Below are 24239 nucleotides of genomic sequence, written 5' to 3'. Positions count from 1 at the left end.
CTCACTATTTTTGCGTGCCGTTTTGGGGCACTACTGTACTGTTTTGTGGGGTACAGTAACAAGTATGGAAGTTCGATTACTTCAGCTCGACCTTGGCGCCAGCCTCTTCCAGCTGAGCCTTCAGAGCCTCGGCGTCCTCCTTGGAAGCACCCTCCTTCAGGGTCTTGGGAGCGCCCTCGACAGTAGCCTTGGCCTCGGCCAGGCCCTGGCCGGTGATCTCGCGGACAACCTTGATGACCTTGATCTTGGCAGCGGCGTCGAAGCCGGTCAGGACCACGTCGAAGGAGGTCTTCTCCTCAGCGGCGGGAGCGGCAGCGCCGGCAGCGGGAGCAGCCATAGCGGCGGCGGACACGCCGAACTCCTCCTCCAGAGCGTGCACCAGCTCGCTCAGCTCCAGAACGGTCAGGCCCTTGATCTCTTCGATCATAGCGGTAACTTTCTCAGACATTGTAATAGCCTCCTAATTGTAAAATTTAAAAGTAAGAACTTGCCGCCTCAATTACTCAGCGGCGGGGGCAGCTTCCTCAGCAGCGACAGCCACGGGCTCGCCGCCCTTTTCGGCGATCTGCTTCAGGACCACAGCCAGACCGGTAATGGGAGCCAGCATAGTACCCAGGAACTGGGCGCGCAGAACGGGCAGAGCGGGGATGGAAGCCAGAGACTGGATGGTCTCCAGAGAGACGGGCTTGCCGTCCATAAAGCCGCCCTTGATCTCGAACTTGTCGTTCAGCTTCTTGGCATAGTCGCTCATGACGCGGGCGGGAGCGACTACATCCTCCTCACACAGAGCCAGAGACGTGGTGCCGTTGAGCAGATCGTCCAGCTCGTTCAGGCCGGTGTTGTTGAAGGCAAAGCGGAGCAGGGTGTTCTTGACAACGGCGTAATCGACGCCGTTCTCCCGGCACTCTCTGCGCAGCGCGGTGTCCTCCTCAACGGTGATGCCCTTGTAATCCACGAGCACGCCGGCGGAAGCTTTCTGGATCTTCTCAGTCAGCTCGGCCACGATGGCCTGCTTTTCAGATAAGACCTTTGCGTTAGGCATTCTAGTGTTCACCTCCAGGAAAATTGTCGGTGCGTTCAAAAAAAGGAACCGTCCCTGTGCGCAAAGACACAGGGACGGATAGCAAATCAAGTTTGCCGCCCTCGGCAGGATTTATGGCTCATGCCACCTGCTGTCTTTGGAACGCATCTGGTATTATATTTAATTCTCGACGATTTGTCAAGAACTAAATAACAGATTTCCCCAGATCCCACAGGACCGGGAAAAAGGCCCGAAAAAAACGGAGGTTTTTTCCGGTTCTTCCGCCTGCGGCGGAAGACGAAAACCGAATCATTTTGCCGCAACATGTGTGCGGCGAAAATTCATCGTCCCGCGCACCGGGGTGCGCACGCCAGTGACCACGTCGGGCCCCAACAAAAGCCCAGCTTTTGTCGGAAAAGGAAAAACAAACGGAGCGGTATCCGGTTTCACCACAGGCAGAAACGGATGAAGCGCAATTTGTTTTGACGCGGCGATGGGGTGTTCGGAGGAGAGCCAGCTCCCCTCCGAACAGCCTCAGATCATCTTCGCCGTGTTCATCTTCACGCCGGGGCCCATGGTGGACGCGGCTACACAGCTGCGAATATACTGGCCCTTGGCGGAGGCAGGCTTCGCCTTCACGATGGCGCCCATCAGCGCGTTATAGTTCTCAGTCAGCTTCTCGGGGCCGAAGGACACCTTGCCGATGGGGCAGTGGATGATGTTGGTCTTGTCCAGGCGGTACTCGATCTTACCGGCCTTGACCTCCTGCACGGCCTTGGCCACGTCGGGGGTGACGGTGCCGGCCTTGGGGGAGGGCATCAGGCCCTTGGGGCCCAGGACCTTACCGAGGCGGCCCACCAGGCCCATCATGTCGGGGCTGGCAACAACCACGTCGAAGTCGAACCAGTTTTCCTTCTGGATCTTCTCCACCATATCCATCTCGCCCACGTAATCCGCGCCGGCCTCCCGGGCAGCGTCGGCCTTGTCGCCCTTGGCGAACACCAGGACCCGGACGGTCTTGCCGGTGCCGTGGGGCAGCACGATGGCGCCGCGGACCTGCTGGTCAGCGTGACGGGAGTCCACGCCCAGCTTCACATGGAGCTCAACGGTCTCGTCAAACTTGGCGCTGGCAGTCTTGCAGATCAGCGCCATGCCGTCAGCAGCGTCGTACAGCATGGTCTTGTCGATCTGCTTGGCACTTTCCTTATATTTCTTGCCTCTAAACAATGTTACTTCCTCCTCATAGTGGTTCTTCGGAAATGAATCCTCCCACTGTATGGTGCGGCCCCACGGGCCGCTCGCTGTTTGAAACGGTCTGTGAAAGCCGGGCTCAGTCGCCGACGACGACGCCCATGGACCGGCAGGTGCCGGCGATCATGCTCATGGCGGACTCCAGGCTGGCCGCATTCAGGTCCTTCATCTTGATCTCAGCAATCTTCTGGATGGAAGCCTTGGAGATGGTGGCCACCTTGGTCTTGTTGGGCACGCCGGAGCCGGACTCGATGTTGCACTCCTTCTTGATCAGGACGGCCGCGGGGGGCGTCTTGGTGATGAAGGAGAAGGAGCGGTCAGCATACACAGTGATGACCACGGGGATAATCATGCCCATGTCGTTCTTGGTACGCTCGTTGAACTCCTTGGTGAAGGCGGCGATGTTCACGCCGTGCTGGCCCAGAGCGGGACCAACGGGGGGCGCGGGAGTTGCCTTGCCTGCGGGGATCTGCAGTTTCACATAACCAGTAATCTTCTGTGCCACGGAGTAGCACCTCCTAAATCTATGAATGTGGTGGCGGCACGGGGCCGTCTTTGGCGGGGCAGTTCAGCCCCTCCCACTTTTCCGCCGGAATGTCCGGCGGGCCGGCGCCCTGGGGCGCCCGGCAGATATTCGATCAGTCCTGGACCTCGACCTGGTCCAGCTCCAGCTCCACCGGAGTCTCGCGGCCGAACATGGAGACCATCACGCTGACTCGATTCTTCTCGGGCTCGATCTCCTCCACCACGCCGGTAAAGCTGGCCAGTGGGCCGTCCACGATCTTCACATGGTCGCCCACATTGTATCTGACCACGATCTCATGCTTTTCCATGCCCATGGCCAGAACCTCCTCCTCCGTGAGGGGGATGGCTTTGTTGGCGGAGCCCACGAAGCCGGTGACGCCGCGGACGTTCCGCACCAGATGCCAGGTATCGTCAGTCATGACCATCTTGATCAGCACGTAGCCGGGGAATACCTTCCGTTCCACCTCTTTGGTGGCACCGGAGTCCGTGACCTCTGTCACCGTCTCCATGGGGACCTCGATCCGCAGGATCATGTCCTCCATTCCGCGGCCTGTGACGAACTTTTCAATGCTGGTCTTAACGGCGTTCTCGTAGCCGGAATAGGTATGCACCACATACCACTTCGCGCTCTCTGACATGTTTCTACCTCAATCAGGCGAACAGGCTGAGGATCATCTGGACAGCGGTGACCATGACAAAGTCAAAGATCCAGATGCACACGCCGATGGCCAAGGAGCACAGCAGCACGGTGCCGGTGTTTTTCATCACGGTCTTCCGGTCAGGCCAGACGACCTTCTTCAGTTCGCTTTTCATTTCGCGGAACCACTGACCGCGGCTTCTTTTCTTCTTGACTTCTTCTGCCATAACGTTTACACGCCCTTTCTCATCATTCGTGACCGTTTACTTAGTCTCGGTATGGAGCGTGTGCTTCTTGCAGAAGGGGCAGTACTTGTTGAGTTCCAGCTTGTCCGGAGTGTTCTTCTTGTTCTTCATGGTGTTGTAGTTTCTCTGCTTGCACTCGTTGCATCTCAAAGTGACCTTCACGCGCATCTAACGGCACCTCCTTATTATTGGGGCTCTCTCTCCGGCGGACCGGGAGAGTCCCGATTGCCTCCCTGCAGCTTGGCGGGCAGACCTCCATGGCTGAAAAGCGAAAAAAGCGCATGAAAAGAAAACCCTTTTTCACAGGTAAGAATGATTGTAACACAGGTCAAGGCGCCGGTCAACCTCTTTTTGAAAAAAATGTCAGGTTTTTTCCGCCTTGCGCGGCCTGCCCCGATGTGGTATCCTGTGGGCAGGCAAAACGCGCCATACCGGCGTTTATTCTTCCCTGGAAAGGAGACCACCATGCGCATCATGGCCATCGACTACGGCGACGCCCACACCGGCATCGCCATCTCCGACCCCACCGGCCTGCTGGCCGGCTTCACCACCGTCATCAACGCCTACCGCCCGGACCGGGTGACGGAACAGATCGCACTTCTGGCAAAGGAGCACAGGGTGGAACGGCTGGTGCTGGGGCATCCCATCAACATGGACGGCACCCGCGGGCCCCGCTCGGAAAAGGCCCAGGCCATGCGGCAGCTGCTGAAGGAGACCACCGGCCTGCCGGTGGTCCTGTGGGACGAGCGGCGCACCACCATCGACGCTCACCAGATCCTGATGAGCAGCGGCAAGAACGCCAAGAAGCGGAAAAAGGTGGTGGACGCTGTGGCGGCATCGCTGATTCTAGAGGGCTACCTCACCTATTTAAAAACGCACCCGGAGGGATAATGGCAAGCGGTCCCGGACGTACCAGCGTCCGGGACCGCTTGCACATGTCCCTCATTCCGCCGCCTCTTCCGCACAGGCGGGTACAAGCGCCGCGGAGGGCACCAGCAGCTGGAACAGCCGCCGCACCAGCGGACCGCAGAAAAAGATCTGCCAGAAAAACGCCATAGGAAAATTGCAGACCACCGTCTGGAGCCAGGAGGGCACCAACTCGATCCCCGGCTGCTGGAAGATCACCGTAGCCCATAGGCTCATGGCCGGACACATGACGCACACCGTCATGGCGGACCGGGCCAGAACGGCGGCAAAGGGCCACTCCCGGGGCACTGCCAGCCGTGCCGCCAGGCGGGCGGCCAGGGGTTCTCCGACAACTGTGCTGGTCAGGAAGCACAGCGCAAACATCAGCGGCAGCTCCCGCAGGGCGTTCAGGATCCCGGCGTTTGTAAGACCGCCGTTCCGCAGGCCTGTGTTGTACATCTCCATGGCCAGCACCATGAAAAAGGACATCAGCAGACCGAAGATCACTTTCTGTACAGTTGTTTTTGGCATGATGATCGAAACACTCCTTGTCCTGAGCAGAAAAAGAGGGCGCAGCCTATCGCTCCATAGACTACGCCCAGCGGACTTATTTCTATCTCAGTATTTGTTTTTCCACGATGGGATTTCCATTTTATGATAGCATCTCACGGCAGTCCGCATAATAGGCACCTCTGGAGAAAATTCTCCCTGCAAACACCGGGAGATTCCGGCAGGTTGTACAAGTCTGCCCCCGTGCCGCTTCACCCAGCTGAAGCAGCTCAGCGTTTCAGCTTCAGGAGCTTCTGGATCAGTTCGTCCCGCCGACGGCTGAATTTGTTAAGCAGGTACGCGCCTCTTGCCACAAAAAACAGCGCGGCCAGAAGTCTCGGCTCCTGAAAGCCCAACCGGGCGAACAGGGGAACGCTGAGGGCCGCCACCGCTGCCAGGGCCACCGCCATCACAGTACCCACCCGCAGCAGAAGTCCGGCGGTGGACACGGACTGGAAATACTGCTCCCAACGCTCTCCCTCTATATGCCCCAGCTTGTGGGCCAGCCAGAAGATACCCAGCAGCAGCGCCACAAATAACAGTCCGGCGGCCACCGTCAGCACCTGGCACAGCACTGCGTAGCCCAGCAGTCTGGTGAACGACATCCCGGCAGACCAGGCCCGGTGGAAATAGAGTCCCAGCAGCGCCGCCGCTCCGGCGCAGGTCAGCAGGCCCCACACCAAATAGATCCTCTCCTGGTACTGTCTGAATCGCCAAAAGCCCTTCACGCCCCCCCAGACGAGCGTCAGGGACAGCAGCGCCATCCAGGCCGGATCATCCTGGAGCAGGCAGACGGCGGAGAGCAGCTGGCTCACCAGCACCACCGCGTTTCCCGCCCGGAGTCCGGCGGCCGCCTCCACCTCCCTGTCCCGCTCATCCCGGACCAGATGCAGGTCCCGCACCTGTTTCAAATCTTCGCTTCGATCCATACGTTCTCCTTTTCCAGAGGGCCGGCGGCCTCACATCCGTTTTTCATAGTAGACCTCAGCCCCCAGCAGGGCGGCAAAAGCCCCGATGGTCACAGCGTCCAGCGTGATGGTCACCGCCAGAGCTGCCGGGATCCGGCTGATTCCATAGACCACCAGGGCCGCAAGACTCACGATCCAGCAGCCGTTAGCCACAATCCGGTAGGCCAGCCAGGCGCTTTTCCGGCTGACGGCCTGGTCCCGCTCATCCACCCGCGGGAGCCTGGACTCCCGGGACAGAGACCACCACAGATCGAAGCCGCCAGCGGCCAGCAGGAGCACCAGGGCGATCAGCCATTTCGTCTGGAATCCCGTCACCGCCAGGACCACGCCGCAAGCCACCGCCAGAGCCAGACTGAGGATCCCGGCAGCAAAATTCCGCTTATTATAAATGCGCATCTCATTTTCACCCCTTGAACTCATAGTAGAAATCGCTGGCGATCCGGGTGATCCAGCCCACGATAAACAGCACCATGCAGGGAACAGCCGTCTGGATGTAGACTTCCTGTTCACCTGACCGCCACCAACCGATGAAGCACCCGGCCAGTATGACGAAGTTCAGGCAAAACAGCACCCGGAACGTGAGGGCCCGGCTGCGGTACGTGTTGTACCTGGTGCGCTCGTCCCGGTCCTCGTCCCGGTCCTGCCGGGCCTTCTCCCGGTCCAGGCTCCGGAGAATGCCGCTGATTCCGCTGAGGACCATGAACGTTGTCAGCACGGCGTCCTTCAGGTCGAACCGCTCCCAGCCCACGAACAAACAGGTGCCCGGCAGGGCCAGGCCCAGCAGCAGAGCTCCCACGCCGGCCCAAAATTTCTTCTTGTAATAAATTCTCATTGCACAGTTTCCTCCTTACGCTTCGCCGGAACCGCCGTTGCACCGGTACAGAAGGTCCCAAGTCCCGCCGTCACCACCACCGCGGCCACCGCAGCCAGACCAATCCGCTGCCGGTCCGCCAGACAGATGTACAAGATCAGCCCCACGCCCAGCATCAGTTCCAGAATTCCGCAGGCCATACGGCCCTTATGTCCATTCCTCATTTTCCCGGTCCTCCTGTTCCTTGTTCTCCGCCAGGCAGTACAGGTCCTCCACCGTGATGCGGAACACCAGCGCCAGTCGGTACGCCAGCAGCAGGGACGGGTTGTACTGCCCCTTCTCCAGGGAGATGATGGTGCGGGAGGACACGTGGACCAGATCCGCCAGCTGCTGCTGGGTCATGCCTGCCTCGGTCCGGAGCTCCCGTACACGGTTTTTCATGGTCTCTCTCCCCTTTCCATAAATGTGAAGGGCCCTTCTCGTGAAGCGTCTTTCACATGAAGGATACTTCATATTATACACAGGCTTCCACACTTGTCAAGTCCCTGCTCCGGTTTTCTTTCCGAATGCAAAACACGGACGGAGCCGCAGCTCCGTCCGTGTTATTTCTGCTCCCAGAGATAGGGCTCAAACAGCCGCCCCAGCCGCTTCACCGCCTGGTTGGCGCCGCCGCGGATCACCACGTCTCCGCAGCCCTCCTGCGTCGTCAGCACCACGCTCCGCTCCATGCCCAGATCCTGCTTCAGCCGCTCCAGCATGGCCTCACGTGAGGCGGATCGCTCATAGATCTTCAGGTAGCTGTATCCGGGATACTCCGCCGCAGGGTAGAACCGCACCTTCACCTGTTCCAACAGGCCCGCCTCCCCCAGTGCGTCATACAGCGCCTGCATCCGCTCCGTCAGATCAATGCCCATGAGGTACACAATGGGGCAATCCTTGTAGTAGCTTCTGCTCACATAATTCCGGTAGGGGGATGTCCGCAGCTTCTCAAAGATCGCCCGCTCCGTCTCGTGGTGGAATTCCCCGTAGTAGATCATCAGGTTATCATCCAGTACACCGTTGAGAAAGCAGTGAATGCCCTGGGCCCGGAACACCGCCTCGCACCGCAGGGCCAGCTCCCTGGGCAGGACGCAGGCATGGAGATACCGCTTCTTCTCCATGTCGTACAGCGCCGCGCCGTCCATGACGATGACGGGCAGGCGGAGCCGCAGGTCCCGGGTGGCCTCCCGCACAGAGGCGGGTGTGCGCATGGTGGACAGGGTGAACTGCATCCCGTCGTCCAGCATCCGGTTCAGGCTCACCCGGCTGTACGGTGTCAGCGTCCCCTGCTCCGTCAGCAACAAGCCGTCCAGGCCGGAGACGAACAGCACGTCCCGCCGCTTCCGGCGGGGCAGCTGGAAGGCGTTGACGGCGATGCCCACCGCGATGCCCACCAGCGTCTCCGACGCCCGGTACCAGGCGAAGATCCAGGGGCTGGCGTCCGTCACATGGGTGACGGTGATGCTGAGGAACACGATGCCTGAGAGGGCCGCCGCATTGGAGGACTTCAGCACCACGGCGATCCACAGGTTGGGCACGGTCACCGCAGCGATGACGATGTAGCCCACCAAAGTCCCCTGGATATCCAGGTCCATCTCCAGCAGCAGCGTGGCGATGCCGAACACAGAGCCGATGGCTGTGCCCACAATCCGCTGGATGGCCATGCGCTTCGTATCTTCCGCATAGGGCTGAACGCACAGCAGCGCCGCGATGGAGGAATAGATGCGCATATCCTCCCGGTCCACGGCCATGGACACCAGCAGGCAGATCAGCACTGCCGCCGCGGTTTTGACCATCCGCATTCCGATGGGCGGTACGGTGTGGTCCGTCATAAACGACCTCCTCTCTATATCAGGGCTGATCCTGCACGGCCTCCTCCGGCGGCTCGTCCAGCTGCCAGGGACCGTGGATCAGATTCTGAAAACTGTGCATGGCGACCGCGAAATAGAATCCGTCCACAATCCACTCGTCCGTGACGAAGCAGCCGTCCACCTACCTCCGCCGGGCCACCGTACCGTCCCACTGGTACTCAAACGCCTGCCGCTTCCGGCCGAAAGACCAGAATACCGGCACATTGCCGAAATCGTACAGATGATGGAAGATGGGCGGAATCCCCAGTGAGGCCATGGAGGTAATGTACAGCGACCCGTGGAAGTGCGAGAGATGGGTGATGGAGCTGGGCAGGCAGCCGAAGTAGTCGCTGACCTGCAGGGCCCACACCAAGAATTTCAGCAGCAGACCCGGCGCCAGATGGAACGCGCCAGCCAGCGCACCGAAGGAGGTGTCCTCCAAGACGTTCTTCACCTCCTGGACTTTGGCATTGAACCGCTGATAGACCACGTCCGCCGTGTCCGATGGGTCGAACCGGAGCTTGATGACCGTGTCCGGGGACATCTCCTTTTTGACGGTCATGTTCACCTCGATCTCCCGGTCCCGGGCACAGGTCCGTTCGCACATAGACCGCCAGCCGCACGTGCAGCAGGCCGAAGTGCTCCATCCCCGCCGCCCGCTTCTGTGTGATATCCTGTTCTGCTCGGGCGATCTCCACTGCGTCCCGGATATAGTTCTGGGCGATGTTCCGGGTCTTCATCAGATAGGGCGACACAGCGAAGATGGGAGACAGGCTCCGAAGCAGGTGGCCGTCGTCCCGGTCCCCAAAGCGGCGGACGCACTCCCCCCCTCCGCCGGATACCGGCGCCGCATAGCCAGCGAACAGTACGGCAGTACCTCCATACAGCACAAGGCGCTGGCCTCCGGCAGCCAGTCATGGACAGGCCAGCCCACTTTCTGCCGGTCCTCCACAACGATGTGGTACAGCATAGGCAGGCTGAACAGAAACCACAGCGGCACCTGGAGGGCACCCGGCCGGTGACGGCGGCGGTGCAGAGCACTGCCGCCGGCGCGTTGACGTGCGGAAGTCAATAGACCACATGCTTCGTTTTCATTGTGCCTTTATTCTACCATTCTTCCAGGATTTTGCAAGCGTATGCGGAAAAAGGCGCGCCACGAGTCAGCGGCGCGCCCGGTCTCTCTTCACTTCAGTCTTTTACAGTACCGTCTGCATGGAACACCGGCAGCTTTTCCAGAAACTTGATGTCACTGCGCTCTGCGGCCTCACCCTCCGCCAGGACGGCCACTCGGCCGGTGACGGTGCCGCCCGCCAGGGCCACCAGCTGTTCCATGGCGTGAAGGGAACCGCCGGTGGAGATCACATCGTCCATCAGCAGGATCCGCTTGCCCCGGATCAGCTCCGCATCGTCCCGGCCCAGATACAGCCGCTGGGTTCCCGCGGTGGTGATGGAGGTGTCTTCCACGTGGATAGGATCCGGCATATATGCCTTGGGACCCTTTCGTGCGATGAAATACTTCTTCGCACCGGACTGGCGGGCCATCTCATGAATCAGGGGGATGCTCTTGGCCTCCGCCGTCAGCATGTAGTCATAGTCCTCCGCCGGGACCAGCTTCAAAAGCTCCCGGGCGCAGGCCACAGTCAGCTCCGCATCGCCGAACACGATAAACGCGCCGATGTACAGGTCATCCGTCACTTTGCAGATGGGCAGGTCCCGGCGCAGGCCCGCCACGGTCATGGGATACGTCATATCAGGTGCCTCCTCTTTCTCATTCCCTCAGGTGGATGGTGCCCGGGAGGCACCGTACATTATTATATAATCTGCGCGGGAAAAGTCAAGAAGGCTCTGTGCCGCCTGCTGACCGGGCCCAGCAGGCCCTTCCCGGAGGAACGCCCCGCTTCCTCTCCGTATCCGCTACGGTAGTCCCTCTCTTTATGAAAGCTGCTTTCACCTATATCATCGGAAAACGGGAGAGAATCGTTGCGCGGATCAGAAAATTTTTCGAGAAAAAGGGCCGGCGGGAGACCGCCGGCCCCTTGCCGCTTATTCCACAGTGATGCCCTTTTCCGCAAAGGCCGCCAGCAGGCGGTCCATGTCGGAAGGGATGGAGATGGGTTCTCCCGCGGCCTTGATGGCGTTGGCCACGTCCTTGAGGCCGTTGCCGGTGACCACACTGACCACCGTGTCATCCTTGCCGATGACGCCCTGCTCGCAGAGCTTCTTCACGCCGGCGGCGCCAGTGACGCCGGCGGGCTCTCCGAACACGCCGCAGGTCCGGCCCAGCAGCTTCTGTGCCGCCATGATCTCCTCGTCGGAGACGTTCACCACGATGCCGTCGGACTCCCGAATGGCCATCAGGGCCTTGTCCGCGTTCCGGGGCACGCCCACGGCGATGGAGTCCGCCAGGGTGTTCTCCTCCATGGGCTCCCAGGGCTTGTTCTCCGCAATGGCCCGGTTGATGGGGCAGCAGCCCTCCGCCTGGGCGGAGATCAGCCGGGGCAGGCGGTCAATGAAGCCAATGGCATACAGGTCTTTCAGGCCCTTCCAGAGGCCGGCGATGGTGCAGCCGTCGCCGACGCTGATGGCGATATAGTCCGGCACCTGCCAGGAGAGCTGCTCCATGATCTCCAGGGCCACGGTCTTCTTGCCCTCGGAGAGGTAGGGGTTGATGGCGGCGTTGCGGTTGTACCAGCCCCAGCGGTCAATGGCTTGCTTGGACAGTTCAAAGGTCTCCTCATAGCTGCCCTGGACGGAGATGACCGTGGCGCCAAAGGTCATCAGCTGGGCCACCTTGCCCTTGGGAGCCCGGGAGGGGACGAAGATGTAGGTCTTGAGGCCTGCCGCTGCGGCGTTGCCCGCGAGAGAGCTGGCGGCATTGCCGGTGGAGGAGCAGGCGATCACCTTCGCCCCCGCCTCCCGGGCCTTGGCCACCGCCATGGCGCTGGCCCGGTCCTTCAGACTGGCGGTGGGGTTCTGGCCGTCGTCCTTTACCCACAGGCGCTTCAGGCCCAGCTGCTCCGCCAGGCGGGGCTCCTCGTACAGGGGACTCCAGCCCACCCGCAGGGGGGTGTTGGGCGTGTCCTCCTCCACAGGCAGCAGCTCCCGGTAGCGCCACATGGTATGGTCCTGTCGGGCCGCCAGCTTTTCCTTCGTCAGCCGGGTCTTGATGTAGTCATAATCGTAGATGATGTCCAGAATGCCGCCGCATTCGCAGTTGGTCAGATCCGGCACAGCGTCGTAGGTCTTGCCGCACTTGACGCATTTGCCGTACAGAACGTGTTTCATAGCGTTACTCCTCTTTTGACGTTTCCTCCTCCAGAAGATTCTCAAGAGCCACCCGGGTAGCTTCGATCACAAAGGCGGAAAACGTACATTCTGTTCCACGAATCGCCTCCTCCACCGCGTCAATAACGCTGTTGGGGAAACGAATCGTTTTGTTCGTTGTTGATTCTGGTTTAGGAATTTTGAATTTCCGCATAGCACACCTCGCCATATTTTTATATGACGAATCGTATTGCGTTATGCGCACGTTTATAATATTGCATATTGCATTACAATTTATAGTGCAATATAATACATATTATGGAGGTGGCGGATATGGAACGCGAAAATTTCCCCCAATATTATACGATTTTGTTCAACGGCATCGCCGACGCTCTGAAGGCCCTGGACCAGCAGGAGACCAGCCGGGCCTGGGATATTCTGGTCCGCATTCAGCAGGAGGCTGAGGATGCCTATATCCGCGCGGAGGAGACATAAATAAGCAGGGCGGGGCGGTTGCCCCGCCCTGCGGCGTTTTACAGGTCTTTCAGCAGCCCGGTGGCCTCGTTGAAAGCGTTGATCAGGTCGTCCAGGTCCTTGGCCTGCGCGTGGACGGTGTCCCAGGTGCCCTCCGTGTCGTACCACAGGGCGTTCAGCTCCTCCACGGTCTTGCCCTGCTGCTCCACCCAGGTGTAATACTTCAGGTTGTGGACCCGCTTGCGGTCCGCATAGGTCAGCTCCTGCATGTTGTCCAGCTTCAGCCCTAGCATGTGGAGTGCGTGGTCCATGGCCGCCTCATGGGCATTGTAGGCGCCATACTGGTCGTTCAGCTCCTGGATGCGGCTGCCGTACATGACGGCGGAGTCGGTGAGGACGGTGCCCACCACATCCCGCTCGGTGAACTCATAGTATTTCGCCATCTTGATGCAGCACAGCACGTTGGCGATGCCGGAGATGCCCAGCCAGGTGAGCTTCTCGATCAGCTCGTCGTCCAGGTGCAGCTCGTTCTTCAAATACGCCTGGCCCTCAGGGGTGTTGAACAGGCGCAGCAGCCGCTGGCTGTCCTCATCGTCGATGTCGATGACCATGTCGGTGTTCTTCACGTTGTGGATCCAGGGGATGTGCTTATCGCCGATGCCCTCGATCCGGTGGCCGCCGAAGCCGTTTTCCAGAATGGTAGGGCACTGGAGGGCCTCGCCCACCGCCAGCTTCAGATGGGGATACTTTTCCTTCAGCAGATCACCGGCGCTCATGGTACCGGCGGAGCCAGAGGTGAAAGCCGCGCCGGCGAACCGGTCACCGGGGCGCTTGATGGCCTCGTACACATCCGCCAGGGCGTTGCCGGTGACATTGTAGTGCCACAGGGGGTTGCCCATCTCCTCGAACTGGTTGAAGATCATGTACTGGGGATCCTGCTTCAGCTCGTTGGTCTTGTCGAAGATCTCCTTCACATTGGACTCGCAGCCGGGGGTGGCGATGACCTCGGCGCCGATCTCATGGAGCCAGTCAAACCGCTCCTGGCTCATCTCCGCCGGCAGGATGGCCACGCCCTGGGCGCCCAGCAGCCGGGAGTTGAAGGCGCCGCCGCGGCAGTAGTTGCCGGTGGAGGGCCACACGGCCTTGTGCCTGTTCACGTCGAACTGGCCGGTCACCAGACGGGGGGCCAGGCAGCCGAAGGAGGCGCCCACCTTGTGGCAGCCGGTGGGGAACCACTTGCCCACCATGGCCACGATCCGGCAGGGGACGCCGGTGAGCGCCGGGGGCAGCTCGATGTAGTTGGGCACCGCCTGGAACATTCCGCCGCTCTCCTTGGCCTCATTCTTCCAGGTGATGCGGAACAGGTTCAGGGGATCCACATCCCAGAGGCCCACGGTCTTCAGCCGCTCCCGGATCTTCTCCGGGATGGTCTCCGGGTGCTGCATCTGGGCGATGGTGGGGATGATGATGCGATTTTCCTTCGCCTTGCGGAGATTGTGCTCCAGGCCCGTCTTGTTGATGGTCAGATCAATCATACTTACTTGCCCTCCTGTTGTTTTGTGTCGATATAGGAATACAAAGTGTACTTGGAGATGCCGAAATACTTGGCGATCTTGTCGCCGGACTTGGTCACCAAAAACGCGCCGTTCTGATTCAGGAAGCGGATGGCCCGCACCTTGTCCTCCTTGTTCATCAGGGCCACGGGCTTGCCCACCAGGGACACCGACTGCTGGATCAGCTCCTCCAGCAGATCATTGACGTTGACGATTTTCTCCGGTTCCTCCTGCTGGGGTTCGCCGGTGGAGATCAGATCGTGGACCGCGCTCTCCACCATCAGCAGCTTGGAGATGTCGTAGTTGATGGCCAGAATGGCGGAGACCTTGCCCTTGCTGTTACGGATATAGACTGTGGAGGATTTGAGGATCTTGCCGTCCGGCGTCCGGGTCAGGTAGGCCAAATGGTCCCGAGGCGCCGGGTCATTGGTGGTCAGCTGCTCCACCACGACATAGGAGGCCCCGTCCCCCACCTTGCGGCCTGTGACATGGCCGTTGACAATATAGACAATGGGGTGTTCCGCATTCTGCGCGGACAAATCGTGAATCACAACCTCACAGTTTGGCCCGAACTGGGCCGCCAAGGCATCTGCAATCTGCTTGAGCATCTCCAGCCGGTTGCTCTCCAAGGGGATCACCTTCTCACTTTCCAGAGCGATATTCATATCTGCATCATACCAGCATCCAGCCGAGATTGCAATGTTTTAGCAAATATTTTTTTAGGTCTGCGAAAAAAGTGTTTGATCTCCGCCGGTCCCAAAAATCAGGCGGCATCCACGTCGTTTGCGGATGCCGCCTGATGCTCTGTCCACAGCTTTCTGCGCTTGGAAGCGGCCTGTCAACGCCCAAGCGCCGCCCGACAGTCAATCCTTCCCGACATACTCAAGGGGCTGGGAGACCGGCTTGGTCTTGCTGATGTATTTGCTCTCATAATCCCGGTAAATCCTCATGAACACACCGGACAGGGCCAGCAGTGCGATGGCGTTGGGGATGCACCAGAAGCCCGAGACAATATCCACAATGGTCCAAATCACCTGGGGCGTCTTCCCCAGAGCCAGGAAACCGGGAACCAGCCACAGGATGCGGATGGCGTACTTGAACACCTTGGACTGCTTTCCCTTGGGAAACAAATAGAAGAACGCGGATTCATAATTGATCTCCCACCCCACCATAGTGGAGAATGCGAACAACGCCAGAGGAATGGTAACCAGGAGCTTGCCGACCGTGCTGCCGTACGCTGTGGAAAAGGCGGCCATGGTCAGCGCCTCCGCCTCCAGGCCGGACTGCCAGATTTCAGGGCCCGCGCAGAGAATTCCGAGGGCTGTCATCGTGCATACCACCAGCGTATCCACGAATACCTCAAAGCAGCCGTACATCCCCTCCTTAAAGGGGTGATCGGTGATGGCGGTCGCATGGGTGATGGGCGATGAGCCGCAGCCCGCTTCGTTGGAGAAGGTCCCGCGGGCGGCGCCCTGCCGCAGCGCCAGCGCAACTGTGGAGCCCGCCAGACCGCCCACAGCGGGCATGGGTGCAAACGCATAGCGGAAAATCGCCGCAAAGGCGGCGGGCACATGTTCCAGATTTATGATGATCACGCCCAGCACTCCCACCACATAGATGAGGCACATGGCGGGGGTCAGCTTCTCGCAGAAACCGCCGATGGACTTGACGCCGCCCAGCAGAACCACGCCGCAGATGACGGCCGCCGCCACGGTGGTAATCCATGCGGGAATTCCCAGGCTGTTCTGCACAGCGGTGGACATGGTATAGGGCTGGGCGAACGCAGCGGTTCCCAGGCCGCCCAAAATGATAGTGACAGAGAAAATGACGGCCAGGGGTTTCCACTTTCTGCCCATTCCCCGCTCAATGTAGTACATGGGGCCGCCATAATAAACGCCGTCCTCTCCCTTGACACGGTAGTACTGGCCCAGCGTAACCTCAACGCATTTCGTCAGCATTCCCAGCAGGGCGACGACCCACATCCAGAACACGGCGCCGGGGCCGCCCACCACCATGGCGGTGGCCACGCCCGCGATGTTCGCCGTTCCTACGCAGCCGGCCAGCGCGGAGCTCACCGCCTGCAGCGGCGTCAGCGTTCCTTCCTTCCCTTTTGCGCCGCCGCCTTTTTTAAACATCTCGCCGGCAGTATTCTTTAAAATATAGCCGAACTTGCGAAACTGGAAAAATTTTGTCTTACATCCAAACAGCAGCCCAACGGCGGCCAGGAGGATCAGGACTGGAGCACCCCACAGAAAGCTGGAGATTGATTTCAAAATCTGTTCCATACGGTCCATTCTCCTTATCAATAATAATCAGATTTACTCCAATGCTATAACCATTCCTTTTAAATTCGTGATTTCTAGTCCGCGCTCTACTGAGTCAGCTCCCGGAGGATGCTGGCGAAGCCTCTGCATGCCTTTGTCAGCTGCTCAATTTCAATGTATTCATCCCGCACATGGGCCAGGCTCTCCAAAGAGGGGCCGTAGCCGATGCAGGGAATCCCGGCCTCGCCACAGAAGTGGCTGCCGTTTGTGCAGAAAGAGAAGTGAGAGATCGGCGCCTCGATTCCCGCTTTCTTCAGACCGGCCAGCGCCTTCTGCACATATTCATTGTCCTCATCAATGAGCCACGCCGGGAAATACCGCTTCGCGGCGATGGCCTCCCCGGTCCAGCAGACCTCCTTCCCCTCTGCCAGATAGGTCCGCGCCTTCAAGCCGGGGATCTTTTCCCTGGCGCGGGCGATTGCCTCCTCCACCTGGCCGAGAATCACGGCCTCGTTCTCCCCTGTCAGGGTCCGCCGGTCGAAGGTGGCCCGGCAGAGGGCCGGGACCACCGAGGCGCCCGGATATGGGGACGAGATGATGTCTGTCAGCTCCAGAATTCCTTTTCCCAGAATGGGGTGCTCGTTGGGGATGATCCGGCGGATCTCCTCGATCACAGCCATCATGTGGTAGACCGCATTAACGCCCTTGTCCGGATTCGAGGAATGGCAGCTCACCCCCTCCGTCTCCACAACCACCTCTGCGCGGCCTCTCTGACCGATCTTGACGGTGGTGGACGTCGCTTCGCCAATGATGACAAAGTCCGGCTTCGCCAGCCGGGTAATCTCCCGGGAGGAGACCCCCTCAAAACACTCCTCATGAACGGTGCAGGACACGCAAATCTCTCCGGCAAAGTCGCGGCCGCTGTCCTCGGCAAAGTGGGCAACCGCAGAGATCATGGCCGTCACGCTTCCCTTCATATCCGATGTGCCCCGGCCGTAAATCCGCCCCTGGTCGATTTCGCCGCCAAAGGGGTCGTGGGTCCACTCGTCGGCGTCGATCACATCCACATTGTCAATGTGGCCATCCAGAAGGATGGTCTTTCCCGGTCGGCGGCCCCGCATCCGGCCCAGTACGCTGCCGTACCTGTCGATGAGCACCTCGTCGAAACCATACTCTTCCATCTTGCGCTTCATCAGCTGGGCCACTTCCCGTTCCTGCCCGGAGGGACTGGGGATTCGAACAGCCTGTTGGCAAAACTCAATCAGCCGCTGGTCTCTGTCCATGTCTCTGCTCCTTTCTCAACCTCTGTCATACTTTATATGCAATATGTAATATATCGCATATTCATTATGAACCGCACTCTTGTGGAAGTCAACGAAAGCCCGGCCTCTCCAAAGGATTTCTACGGAACGTACCAGAGGCCGGATACAATTTTATGGAATTCGCCCAGAAAACATCGAGAGGACCCGGATTCTCTCCGCGTCCTCTCTCTGGCTTTTTCTTCCCATCTTTACTTTGTCAGAACATCCTGTCCGGATTCTGCGCCGGCTCCATGGATCATGCCCGCAACATCCCGCAGGCTATTTTCCATGGAGCAGAGCCAGTGGCTTCGCATCAGCTCCTTCGCGCGGGCGCTGTCCCGGGCCTGGATGGTCTGAAGGATTTCCCCATGCTGGGAAACGGAAATCTTTCGCAGCCGGTCACAGTGGAAATAATGGTATTTGATCCGCTGGATATGGAGGATCATCGTGTGGGAAAATTCCTCCACATACTCGTTGTGTGCCCCGCGGACAATCGCGTCATGGAAGAGGTTGTCCTGCGTGATCGCATCGGTGCCGTCATTACGGCCGCAGGCATCCACAAAGGCGGCGTGAATCCGCTCCAGCTGCTCCAGTTCCCGGTCCGTGAGGCTGCCGCAGGCCAGCTCCGCCGCCAGTCCCTGCAGCTCCGCCAGCGTCCGGTAGCATTTTTCAATATCCGCAGGGTCAATATCCGCCACCACCGTAGCCCGGCCCGGCACCACATAGACGAGCTTCTGTCCCTCCAGGATCTGAATGGCCTCCCGCACCGGGGTCCGGCTGACATTGAATCGCTTCGCAAGCTCGGAATCAACGATCTTTTCTCCCGGCTTCAGCACACCCGTGATGATCCAGCTGCATACCACTTGATAAATGCTGCTCTTTGCGGAAACTCTCCGCAGGTTTTCCACGTTTTCCGGTATCGGCATAAGCTCTCCCCATCCCAAATCTGCTGTTCTTTTTACTCTACCATTATATATCACAAGCCCTTTGGTTTTGCAATCATTTCGGCCGGACGGCGCATTCCGCGCCGGAGATTCAAAAAAATTTTTAGGTTTTCTCATTTTTTGTTTGACATCCTGTTTTCTTATGCTATGATAGGGATAGGTAAGCCAATCCGTGATGTGGAAATGACGGGATTCCAAACATTGATATGGAGGTCAGCGATATGGATTTTGAAGCGATCAAAGCGGCGGCCCAAGGCTATCAGGCCGACATGACCCGGTTCCTGCGAGAGATGATCTCTCACCCCAGCGAGAGCTGTGAGGAGAAGGAGGTTGTCCACTGCATCAAGGCGGAGATGGAGAAGCTGGGCTATGACAAGGTGGAGATCGACGGCCTGGGCAACGTCATCGGCTGGATGGGCGACGGCGACAAGATCATCGCCTTCGACTCCCACATCGACACCGTGGGCATCGGCAACATCAACAACTGGGAGGCCGACCCCTATCAGGGCTATGAGGACGACGCCGTCATCTTCGGCCGGGGCGGCAGCGATCAGGAGGGCGGCATGGCCTCCGCCGTGTACGGCGCCAAGATCATGAAGGATCTGGGCCTGATCCCCGCCGGCTACAAGATCATGGTGGTGGGTTCCGTCCAGGAAGAGGACTGCGACGGCATGTGCTGGCAGTACATCGTCAACAAGGACTTCCAGGGCCAGGAGGACGCCCGCAGCAAGATCGAGTTCGTGGTGTCTACCGAACCCACCGACGGCGGCATCTACCGGGGCCACCGGGGCCGCATGGAGATCCGGGTGGACGTCAAGGGCGTCAGCTGCCACGGCAGCGCGCCGGAGCGGGGCGACAACGCCATCTACAAGATGGCCGACATCCTCCAGGATGTCCGGGCCCTGAACGAGAGCGGCGACGGCCCCTCCAACCGGGTGAAGGGCCTGGTGAAGATGCTGAATCCGGAATTCAATCCGGAGCACTACGAGGACGCCCAGTTCCTGGGCCGGGGCACCTGCACCGTCAGCCAGATCTTCTACACCTCTCCCTCCCGCTGCGCTGTGGCGGACAGCTGCGCCATCTCCATCGACCGGCGCATGACCGCCGGCGAGACCTGGGACTCCTGCTTGGAGGAGATCCGGCAGCTGCCCGCCGTCCAGAAGTACGGAGACGATGTGAAGGTCAGCATGTACATGTATGACCGGCCCGCCTGGACCGGCGAGGTCTATGAGACGGAGTGCTTCTTCCCCACCTGGATCAACAAGGAGAGCGCCGCCCATGTCCAGGCGCTGGTGGACGCCCACCATGCCCTGTGGGGCGACAAGCGCATCGGCCATGCCGACGCGGACCAGAAGCGGGACGCCATGCACCTGCGGGAGGGCCGTCCCCTCACCGACAAGTGGACCTTCTCCACCAACTGCGTGTCCATCCAGGGCCGATATGGCATCCCCTGCGTGGGCTTTGGCCCCGGCGCCGAGTCCCAGGCTCATGCCCCCAATGAGATCACCTGGAAGCAGGATCTGGTGACCTGTGCCGCCCTGTACGCCGCAGTACCCGGCCTGTACAAGCCCGAGAACAAGACTGCTGACGTCACCGAGTTCCGGCAGAGCCTCACGGATAACGATATCCGGTGAGCTTCGAAGGGGGGCTGGGTCAAGGTATTTTCGCCACGTACACGCCGCGGCGAAAATGATTCGATTTGCTTGATTTGCCGGAGGCAAATCAACTGGGAAAAACCTGGGTTTTTCCCTAGACCCTTTTCCTGGTTTTTCCTTTCGCTGCGGCAGAGCCGCCATACATCTACAATTTCACATATTACAAGGAGTGCTGAATATGTCCAAGACCATCGAGCTGGCCAAGCATCTGGAAAAGCTGCACATCAACAACATGTACAAGTCCGACTTCTACTGGACCTGGGACAAGACCGACGAGGAGCTGGAGGCCATCTTCACCGTGGCCGACGCCCTGCGGGACCTGCGGGAGCGGAACAAGTCCACCCGGATCTTTGACTCCGGCCTGGGCATCTCCATCTTCCGGGACAACTCCACCCGCACCCGGTTCTCCTTCGCCTCCGCCTGCAACCTGCTGGGTCTGACCGTCCAGGACCTGGACGAGAAGAAGAGCCAGATCGCCCACGGCGAGACCGTCCGCGAGACCGCCAACATGGTCTCCTTCATGGCCGACGTCATCGGTATCCGGGACGACATGTTCATCGGCGAGGGCCACAAGTACCAGAAGACCTTCATGGATGCCGTGAAGGAGGGCTACCGGGACGGCATTCTGGAACAGCAGCCCACCCTGGTGAACCTGCAGTGCGACGTGGACCACCCCACCCAGTGCATGGCGGACATGCTGCACATCATCCATGAGTTCGGCGGTGTGGAGAACCTGAAGGGCAAGAAGATCGCCATGACCTGGGCTTACTCCCCCAGCTACGGCAAGCCCCTGTCCGTGCCCCAGGGCGTCATCGGCCTGATGACCCGGTTCGGCATGGACGTGGTGCTGGCCCATCCCGAGGGCTATGACGTGATGCCCGAGGTGGAGGAGATCGCCAAAAAGAACGCGGCGGCCACCGGCGGCTCCTACAAGAAGGTCTCCACCATGGAGGAGGCCTTCGACGGCGCCGACATCGTCTATCCCAAGAGCTGGGCGCCCTTTGCCGCCATGGAGCAGCGGACCAAGCTGTATCAGGCCGGTGACCAGGCGGGTATCGACGCTCTGGAGAAGCAGCTGCTGGCCCAGAACGCCCAGCACAAGGACTGGACCTGCTCCGAAGAGATGATGAAGCGGACGAAGAACGGCAAGGCCCTGTACCTGCACTGCCTGCCCGCCGATATCACCGGCCTCAGCTGCCCGGAGGGCGAGGTGGACAACTCCGTGTTCGACCGATACCTGGTGCCCCTGTACAAGGAGGCCAGCTATAAGCCCTACATCATCGCGGCCATGATCCTGATGAGCAAAGTGAAGGACCCGGTCTCCGCGCTGATGGCCCTGGACCAGGGCAGCAAGCGGAAGCTGTTCTGATCGTTCTAAAAATTTCAAGTTTTGGCGGGAATAGCGCGGGCGTTCCCGCCAAAACTATCTGATAGGTTCGACCACTATCATTTGTGAAGAAGGGATACACCAACTATGGGCAAACGTATCGTTATCGCCTTGGGCGGCAACGCCCTGGGCAACAACCTGCCGGAGCAGATGGTCGCTGTGAAGCACACCGCCAAGGCCATCGTGGACCTGATTCAGGAGGGCCATCAGGTGGTGGTGGCCCACGGCAACGGCCCCCAGGTAGGCATGATCAACATCGCCATGACCACCCTCTCCCGGGAGGATCACAGCCATCCCATCGCCCCCATGTCCGTCTGCACTGCCATGAGCCAGGGGTATATCGGCTATGACCTGCAGAACTCCCTGCGGGAGGAACTGCTAAACCGCGGCATCCAAAAGCCCGTGGCCACCGTCCTCACCCAGGTGGAGGTAGACCCGGCGGATCCGGCTTTCCAGAATCCCTCCAAGCCCATCGGTACCTTTATGACTGAGGAGGAGGCGGAGGAGATGCGCCGCCGGGGCAACTGCGTCATGGAGGACGCAGGCCGGGGCTGGCGCCGCTGCGTGGCCTCTCCCAAACCCAAAGCCATTGTGGAGATCGAGACCATCCGTACGCTGATGGAGGCGGGCCAGGTAGTCATTGGCTGCGGCGGAGGCGGTATCCCCGTCTACCGGACGGAGGGCAACCACCTGAAGGGCGCAGGCGCCGTCATCGACAAGGATTTCGCCTCCGAGCTGCTGGCGGAGAGCCTGGACGCGGACGCCCTCATCATCCTCACCGCCGTGGAGAAGGTGGCCATCAACTTCGGCAAGCCGGATCAGAAGTGGCTGGATCACCTGACGCCGGAGGAGGCCCGGCAGTACGAGGCGGAAGGCCAGTTCGCCCCCGGCTCCATGCTGCCCAAGGTCCAGGCTGCCGTGAAGTTCGCCGCGTCCAAGCCCGGCCGCACGGCCCTCATCACCCTGCTGGAGAAGGCCAAGGACGGCATCGCCGGAAAAACCGGCACCGCCGTCTCCATGTAAGATCCAAAAAAGGTCAATCTGTCAATTTTCTACAAGGAGAGCGAAAAAAACGCTCTCCTTGTTTGTCTTTTTCGTCTTATTATTGTGCACACTGCCAAAGGTCGACCTATTTAGGTCGGTATTTTTTTGGTTTATCCGCCTAAAAAAAGTAAAAATCCGGTTGAATTTTTCCGTTTGACCCTGTATGATGGCAATAGAGAGGGGAAACACCCCGCTTTGTCCCTTGCAGTGACCCACCCAATTTTATTTTAAGGAGGAAAGTAGAATGAAGAAGTTCCTTGCACTGCTGCTGACGCTGGTCATGGCGCTCAGCCTGGCGGCCTGCGGCGGCTCCGACGAGGAGAGCACCGGCAGCCCCGCCGAAGACCCCGCCGCCAATGAGGAATCCAGCGGCAGCGCCGCGGATGTCAAGATCGGTTTGATCTGCGTCCACGACATCAACTCCGGTTATGACGCGGCCCATATCGAGGGCCTGACTGCCGCCTGTGAAGAGTTAGGTATTGATGCCAATTCTCAGGTTATTTTCCGCTACAACATCGCGGAGGATGAAAACTGCTATGACGCCGCCGTGGATCTGGCGGAAGAGGGCTGCAATATCATCTTCTCTGACTCCTATGGCCACCAGAGCTACATGCTGGATGCCGCCGAGGATTATTCCGACGTTACCTTCGTCTCCTGCACCGGCGACATGGCCGCCACCTCCGGTCTGGACAACTACAAGAACCTGTTCCCCTATACATATGAGTCCCGCTACGTCTCCGGCGTGGTGGCCGGCATGAAGCTGAAAGAGCTGATGGACGCCGGCACCGTCACCGATCCCAAGGTGGGCTATGTGGGTGCCTATCCCTATGCCGAGGTGGTCTGTGGCTACACCGCTTTCCTGCTGGGCATCCAGACCCAGGTTCCCGAGGCCTACATGGAGGTCCAGTACACCAACTCCTGGTATGATCCCGTGGCTGAGGGCGAGGCCGCCAATGCCTTGATGGCCCGCGGCTGCGTCATCATCGGCCAGCACGCCGACTCCACCGGTGCCCCCTCCGCCGTCCAGGCGCAGAAGGATGCCGGCTCTGTGGTCTACTCTGTGGGCTACAACATTGATATGCTGGAAGTGGCGCCCACCGCCGCTCTGACCTCTTCCCAGAACAACTGGTCCGTCCTGTACCGGGACACCCTGGAGAAGTTCATCGCCGGCGAGGAAGTGCCCGTGGACTATGCCGTGGGCATCAGTGAGGACGCTGTGATGATCTCCAAGCTGGGGCCTGAGTGCGCCGAGGGCACCCAGGAGGCCGTGGACGCCGCTTGGTCCAGCATCAAGGACGGCAGCCTGAAGGTGTTCGACACCTCCAAGTTCACCTGCCAGCCCGCTGCCGACGGGTCCTATCAGGTGGACGCCGACGGTCATGTGACATCTGCGTTCGGTCTGGACAGCGACGGCGACTTTGTCAACGACACCGGCGAGGCCATCGTGGACGGCGCCTTCCAGGAGTCCGTGCTGCGCTCCGCTCCGTACTTCTCCCTGCGGATCGACGGCATCACTGAGCTGAACAACAACTAAATATCCAACGAAAGGGG

The 24239-nt window shown here is 59.8% G+C and carries 31 protein-coding genes and 1 other annotated feature; of the genes, 6 read left to right on the top strand and 25 right to left on the bottom strand.

Annotated elements, in window-relative coordinates; all coding sequences use genetic code 11:
- Window positions 1-76: 76 nt before the first annotated feature.
- The 7 genes from rplL to rpmG all read right to left on the bottom strand — a co-directional run bounded on the left by rplL (window position 77) and on the right by rpmG (window position 3847).
- Window positions 77-448 carry a 50S ribosomal protein L7/L12 gene (rplL, locus tag HMPREF1546_RS17145; RefSeq protein ID WP_021747848.1) on the bottom strand — a complete coding sequence of 124 codons (372 nt, stop codon included), beginning with the start codon at window positions 446-448 and terminating at the stop codon, window positions 77-79.
- Window positions 449-499: 51 nt separating this feature from the next.
- Entirely contained in the window at window positions 500-1042 is a 543-nt protein-coding gene (gene rplJ, locus HMPREF1546_RS17140) for a 50S ribosomal protein L10 (protein ID WP_021747849.1), read from the bottom strand.
- Window positions 1043-1075: 33 nt separating this feature from the next.
- Window positions 1076-1200 (bottom strand) — a sequence feature (ribosomal protein L10 leader region).
- A 355-nt stretch (window positions 1201-1555) separates the two neighbouring features.
- A complete protein-coding gene (rplA, locus tag HMPREF1546_RS17135) occupies window positions 1556-2248 on the bottom strand; it encodes a 50S ribosomal protein L1 (RefSeq protein WP_021747851.1) in 693 nt (230 codons plus the stop codon).
- 103 nt (window positions 2249-2351) lie between these two features.
- Entirely contained in the window at window positions 2352-2777 is a 426-nt protein-coding gene (rplK, locus tag HMPREF1546_RS17130) for a 50S ribosomal protein L11 (RefSeq protein ID WP_021747852.1), read from the bottom strand.
- Window positions 2778-2910: 133 nt separating this feature from the next.
- Window positions 2911-3435, bottom strand: coding sequence for a transcription termination/antitermination protein NusG (nusG, locus tag HMPREF1546_RS17125; RefSeq protein WP_021747853.1), 525 nt, complete (start codon window positions 3433-3435; stop codon window positions 2911-2913).
- Window positions 3436-3448: 13 nt separating this feature from the next.
- On the bottom strand, window positions 3449-3661 hold the full coding sequence (secE, locus tag HMPREF1546_RS17120; RefSeq protein WP_021747854.1) for a preprotein translocase subunit SecE: 213 nt from the start codon (window positions 3659-3661) through the stop codon (window positions 3449-3451).
- 36 nt (window positions 3662-3697) lie between these two features.
- Entirely contained in the window at window positions 3698-3847 is a 150-nt protein-coding gene (gene rpmG, locus HMPREF1546_RS17115; protein WP_021747855.1) for a 50S ribosomal protein L33, read from the bottom strand.
- A 297-nt stretch (window positions 3848-4144) separates the two neighbouring features.
- On the opposite strand from rpmG, the gene ruvX reads away from it, so the two are divergent.
- Complete coding sequence (gene ruvX / locus HMPREF1546_RS17110) at window positions 4145-4570, top strand: Holliday junction resolvase RuvX (protein ID WP_036629527.1); 426 nt, start codon at window positions 4145-4147, stop codon at window positions 4568-4570.
- Between the two features lie 51 nt (window positions 4571-4621).
- On the opposite strand, the gene HMPREF1546_RS17105 is transcribed toward ruvX, so the two are convergent.
- The 13 genes from HMPREF1546_RS17105 to HMPREF1546_RS17055 form a co-directional block, all read right to left on the bottom strand.
- Window positions 4622-5116 (bottom strand): DUF2798 domain-containing protein, encoded by a 495-nt coding sequence (locus tag HMPREF1546_RS17105; RefSeq protein ID WP_021747857.1) that lies wholly within the window; start codon window positions 5114-5116, stop codon window positions 4622-4624.
- A 248-nt stretch (window positions 5117-5364) separates the two neighbouring features.
- Window positions 5365-6063, bottom strand: a complete 699-nt coding sequence (locus HMPREF1546_RS17100) for a hypothetical protein (RefSeq protein WP_021747859.1) — start codon at window positions 6061-6063, stop codon at window positions 5365-5367.
- A 30-nt stretch (window positions 6064-6093) separates the two neighbouring features.
- Window positions 6094-6498, bottom strand: a complete 405-nt coding sequence (locus tag HMPREF1546_RS17095; protein ID WP_021747860.1) for a hypothetical protein — start codon at window positions 6496-6498, stop codon at window positions 6094-6096.
- Window positions 6499-6505: 7 nt separating this feature from the next.
- The gene (locus HMPREF1546_RS17090) at window positions 6506-6934 is read right to left on the bottom strand and encodes a hypothetical protein (protein WP_021747861.1); all 429 of its coding nucleotides are present in this window, start codon (window positions 6932-6934) and stop codon (window positions 6506-6508) included.
- Window positions 6931-7137: a hypothetical protein gene (locus tag HMPREF1546_RS17085; RefSeq protein ID WP_147629877.1), complete on the bottom strand. Its 207-nt coding sequence runs from the start codon at window positions 7135-7137 to the stop codon at window positions 6931-6933. The genes HMPREF1546_RS17090 and HMPREF1546_RS17085 overlap by 4 nt, the downstream gene beginning before the upstream one ends.
- Entirely contained in the window at window positions 7121-7354 is a 234-nt protein-coding gene (locus tag HMPREF1546_RS17080) for a helix-turn-helix transcriptional regulator (protein ID WP_021747863.1), read from the bottom strand. The genes HMPREF1546_RS17085 and HMPREF1546_RS17080 overlap by 17 nt, the downstream gene beginning before the upstream one ends.
- A gap of 161 nt (window positions 7355-7515) precedes the next feature.
- Entirely contained in the window at window positions 7516-8784 is a 1269-nt protein-coding gene (locus HMPREF1546_RS17075) for an HAD hydrolase family protein (RefSeq protein ID WP_021747864.1), read from the bottom strand.
- A gap of 19 nt (window positions 8785-8803) precedes the next feature.
- Window positions 8804-8944 carry a hypothetical protein gene (locus HMPREF1546_RS19070; protein ID WP_021747865.1) on the bottom strand — a complete coding sequence of 47 codons (141 nt, stop codon included), beginning with the start codon at window positions 8942-8944 and terminating at the stop codon, window positions 8804-8806.
- Window positions 8945-9409 (bottom strand): hypothetical protein, encoded by a 465-nt coding sequence (locus HMPREF1546_RS17070; RefSeq protein ID WP_036629529.1) that lies wholly within the window; start codon window positions 9407-9409, stop codon window positions 8945-8947.
- A gap of 132 nt (window positions 9410-9541) precedes the next feature.
- Window positions 9542-9802, bottom strand: coding sequence for a hypothetical protein (locus tag HMPREF1546_RS19065; RefSeq protein ID WP_147629876.1), 261 nt, complete (start codon window positions 9800-9802; stop codon window positions 9542-9544).
- A 188-nt stretch (window positions 9803-9990) separates the two neighbouring features.
- Window positions 9991-10551, bottom strand: coding sequence for a phosphoribosyltransferase family protein (locus HMPREF1546_RS17065; RefSeq protein ID WP_021747868.1), 561 nt, complete (start codon window positions 10549-10551; stop codon window positions 9991-9993).
- Window positions 10552-10845: 294 nt separating this feature from the next.
- A complete protein-coding gene (locus tag HMPREF1546_RS17060; protein WP_021747870.1) occupies window positions 10846-12087 on the bottom strand; it encodes a threonine synthase in 1242 nt (413 codons plus the stop codon).
- A gap of 4 nt (window positions 12088-12091) precedes the next feature.
- A complete protein-coding gene (locus HMPREF1546_RS17055; protein WP_021752180.1) occupies window positions 12092-12280 on the bottom strand; it encodes a YlcI/YnfO family protein in 189 nt (62 codons plus the stop codon).
- Between the two features lie 119 nt (window positions 12281-12399).
- On the opposite strand from HMPREF1546_RS17055, the gene HMPREF1546_RS19060 reads away from it, so the two are divergent.
- Complete coding sequence (locus HMPREF1546_RS19060; RefSeq protein WP_155979266.1) at window positions 12400-12561, top strand: hypothetical protein; 162 nt, start codon at window positions 12400-12402, stop codon at window positions 12559-12561.
- 38 nt (window positions 12562-12599) lie between these two features.
- Here HMPREF1546_RS19060 and HMPREF1546_RS17050 read toward each other — a convergent pair whose 3' ends face one another.
- From HMPREF1546_RS17050 to HMPREF1546_RS17030, 5 genes are all read right to left on the bottom strand, one after another.
- A complete protein-coding gene (locus HMPREF1546_RS17050) occupies window positions 12600-14075 on the bottom strand; it encodes a pyridoxal-phosphate dependent enzyme (RefSeq protein WP_021747873.1) in 1476 nt (491 codons plus the stop codon).
- 2 nt (window positions 14076-14077) lie between these two features.
- Window positions 14078-14758, bottom strand: a complete 681-nt coding sequence (locus HMPREF1546_RS17045) for a transcriptional regulator (protein ID WP_021747874.1) — start codon at window positions 14756-14758, stop codon at window positions 14078-14080.
- A 198-nt stretch (window positions 14759-14956) separates the two neighbouring features.
- Window positions 14957-16378, bottom strand: coding sequence for a sodium:alanine symporter family protein (locus HMPREF1546_RS17040; RefSeq protein ID WP_025543835.1), 1422 nt, complete (start codon window positions 16376-16378; stop codon window positions 14957-14959).
- Window positions 16379-16464: 86 nt separating this feature from the next.
- Complete coding sequence (locus HMPREF1546_RS17035) at window positions 16465-17640, bottom strand: YgeY family selenium metabolism-linked hydrolase (RefSeq protein ID WP_021747877.1); 1176 nt, start codon at window positions 17638-17640, stop codon at window positions 16465-16467.
- A gap of 227 nt (window positions 17641-17867) precedes the next feature.
- Window positions 17868-18584 carry a GntR family transcriptional regulator gene (locus HMPREF1546_RS17030; RefSeq protein WP_021747878.1) on the bottom strand — a complete coding sequence of 239 codons (717 nt, stop codon included), beginning with the start codon at window positions 18582-18584 and terminating at the stop codon, window positions 17868-17870.
- A gap of 239 nt (window positions 18585-18823) precedes the next feature.
- Between HMPREF1546_RS17030 and HMPREF1546_RS17025 the strand changes: the two genes are divergently transcribed.
- The 4 genes from HMPREF1546_RS17025 to HMPREF1546_RS17010 all read left to right on the top strand — a co-directional run bounded on the left by HMPREF1546_RS17025 (window position 18824) and on the right by HMPREF1546_RS17010 (window position 24222).
- Window positions 18824-20236, top strand: coding sequence for a YgeY family selenium metabolism-linked hydrolase (locus HMPREF1546_RS17025; protein WP_036629531.1), 1413 nt, complete (start codon window positions 18824-18826; stop codon window positions 20234-20236).
- 199 nt (window positions 20237-20435) lie between these two features.
- The gene (gene ygeW / locus HMPREF1546_RS17020) at window positions 20436-21626 is read left to right on the top strand and encodes a knotted carbamoyltransferase YgeW (protein ID WP_021747880.1); all 1191 of its coding nucleotides are present in this window, start codon (window positions 20436-20438) and stop codon (window positions 21624-21626) included.
- Between the two features lie 105 nt (window positions 21627-21731).
- Window positions 21732-22667 (top strand): carbamate kinase, encoded by a 936-nt coding sequence (gene arcC, locus HMPREF1546_RS17015; RefSeq protein ID WP_021747881.1) that lies wholly within the window; start codon window positions 21732-21734, stop codon window positions 22665-22667.
- A 265-nt stretch (window positions 22668-22932) separates the two neighbouring features.
- Window positions 22933-24222, top strand: coding sequence for a BMP family ABC transporter substrate-binding protein (locus HMPREF1546_RS17010; RefSeq protein WP_021747883.1), 1290 nt, complete (start codon window positions 22933-22935; stop codon window positions 24220-24222).
- Window positions 24223-24239 lie beyond the last annotated feature (17 nt).

The organism is Oscillibacter sp. KLE 1745, from assembly GCF_000469445.2.
GTDB classification, from domain to species: Bacteria; Bacillota; Clostridia; order Oscillospirales; family Oscillospiraceae; genus Oscillibacter; species Oscillibacter welbionis.
The sequence above is the reverse complement of the archived record's forward strand: the minus strand, read 5'-3'. Positions and strand labels throughout refer to the sequence as shown.

Excerpts from the sequence above, each read along its gene's own strand:
- HMPREF1546_RS17030 (WP_021747878.1), bottom strand. The coding sequence starts at position 18,584 with ATGCCGATACCGGAAAACGTGGAAAACCTGCGGAGAGTTTCCGCAAAG.
- arcC (WP_021747881.1), top strand. The coding sequence starts at position 21,732 with ATGGGCAAACGTATCGTTATCGCCTTGGGCGGCAACGCCCTGGGCAAC.
- HMPREF1546_RS17035 (WP_021747877.1), bottom strand. The coding sequence starts at position 17,640 with ATGGACAGAGACCAGCGGCTGATTGAGTTTTGCCAACAGGCTGTTCGA.
- HMPREF1546_RS17010 (WP_021747883.1), top strand. The coding sequence starts at position 22,933 with ATGAAGAAGTTCCTTGCACTGCTGCTGACGCTGGTCATGGCGCTCAGC.
- secE (WP_021747854.1), bottom strand. The coding sequence starts at position 3,661 with ATGGCAGAAGAAGTCAAGAAGAAAAGAAGCCGCGGTCAGTGGTTCCGC.
- HMPREF1546_RS17075 (WP_021747864.1), bottom strand. The coding sequence starts at position 8,784 with ATGACGGACCACACCGTACCGCCCATCGGAATGCGGATGGTCAAAACC.
- rplL (WP_021747848.1), bottom strand. The coding sequence starts at position 448 with ATGTCTGAGAAAGTTACCGCTATGATCGAAGAGATCAAGGGCCTGACC.
- HMPREF1546_RS17100 (WP_021747859.1), bottom strand. The coding sequence starts at position 6,063 with ATGGATCGAAGCGAAGATTTGAAACAGGTGCGGGACCTGCATCTGGTC.
- HMPREF1546_RS19060 (WP_155979266.1), top strand. The coding sequence starts at position 12,400 with ATGGAACGCGAAAATTTCCCCCAATATTATACGATTTTGTTCAACGGC.
- HMPREF1546_RS17055 (WP_021752180.1), bottom strand. The coding sequence starts at position 12,280 with ATGCGGAAATTCAAAATTCCTAAACCAGAATCAACAACGAACAAAACG.
- HMPREF1546_RS17105 (WP_021747857.1), bottom strand. The coding sequence starts at position 5,116 with ATGCCAAAAACAACTGTACAGAAAGTGATCTTCGGTCTGCTGATGTCC.
- HMPREF1546_RS17060 (WP_021747870.1), bottom strand. The coding sequence starts at position 12,087 with ATGAAACACGTTCTGTACGGCAAATGCGTCAAGTGCGGCAAGACCTAC.
- HMPREF1546_RS17090 (WP_021747861.1), bottom strand. The coding sequence starts at position 6,934 with ATGAGAATTTATTACAAGAAGAAATTTTGGGCCGGCGTGGGAGCTCTG.
- HMPREF1546_RS17025 (WP_036629531.1), top strand. The coding sequence starts at position 18,824 with ATGGATTTTGAAGCGATCAAAGCGGCGGCCCAAGGCTATCAGGCCGAC.
- HMPREF1546_RS17045 (WP_021747874.1), bottom strand. The coding sequence starts at position 14,758 with ATGAATATCGCTCTGGAAAGTGAGAAGGTGATCCCCTTGGAGAGCAAC.
- HMPREF1546_RS17085 (WP_147629877.1), bottom strand. The coding sequence starts at position 7,137 with ATGAGGAATGGACATAAGGGCCGTATGGCCTGCGGAATTCTGGAACTG.
- HMPREF1546_RS17070 (WP_036629529.1), bottom strand. The coding sequence starts at position 9,409 with ATGTGCGAACGGACCTGTGCCCGGGACCGGGAGATCGAGGTGAACATG.
- rpmG (WP_021747855.1), bottom strand. The coding sequence starts at position 3,847 with ATGCGCGTGAAGGTCACTTTGAGATGCAACGAGTGCAAGCAGAGAAAC.
- HMPREF1546_RS17065 (WP_021747868.1), bottom strand. The coding sequence starts at position 10,551 with ATGACGTATCCCATGACCGTGGCGGGCCTGCGCCGGGACCTGCCCATC.
- nusG (WP_021747853.1), bottom strand. The coding sequence starts at position 3,435 with ATGTCAGAGAGCGCGAAGTGGTATGTGGTGCATACCTATTCCGGCTAC.
- rplJ (WP_021747849.1), bottom strand. The coding sequence starts at position 1,042 with ATGCCTAACGCAAAGGTCTTATCTGAAAAGCAGGCCATCGTGGCCGAG.
- ygeW (WP_021747880.1), top strand. The coding sequence starts at position 20,436 with ATGTCCAAGACCATCGAGCTGGCCAAGCATCTGGAAAAGCTGCACATC.
- HMPREF1546_RS17095 (WP_021747860.1), bottom strand. The coding sequence starts at position 6,498 with ATGCGCATTTATAATAAGCGGAATTTTGCTGCCGGGATCCTCAGTCTG.
- HMPREF1546_RS17050 (WP_021747873.1), bottom strand. The coding sequence starts at position 14,075 with ATGATTGATCTGACCATCAACAAGACGGGCCTGGAGCACAATCTCCGC.
- HMPREF1546_RS17080 (WP_021747863.1), bottom strand. The coding sequence starts at position 7,354 with ATGAAAAACCGTGTACGGGAGCTCCGGACCGAGGCAGGCATGACCCAG.
- HMPREF1546_RS17040 (WP_025543835.1), bottom strand. The coding sequence starts at position 16,378 with ATGGAACAGATTTTGAAATCAATCTCCAGCTTTCTGTGGGGTGCTCCA.
- ruvX (WP_036629527.1), top strand. The coding sequence starts at position 4,145 with ATGCGCATCATGGCCATCGACTACGGCGACGCCCACACCGGCATCGCC.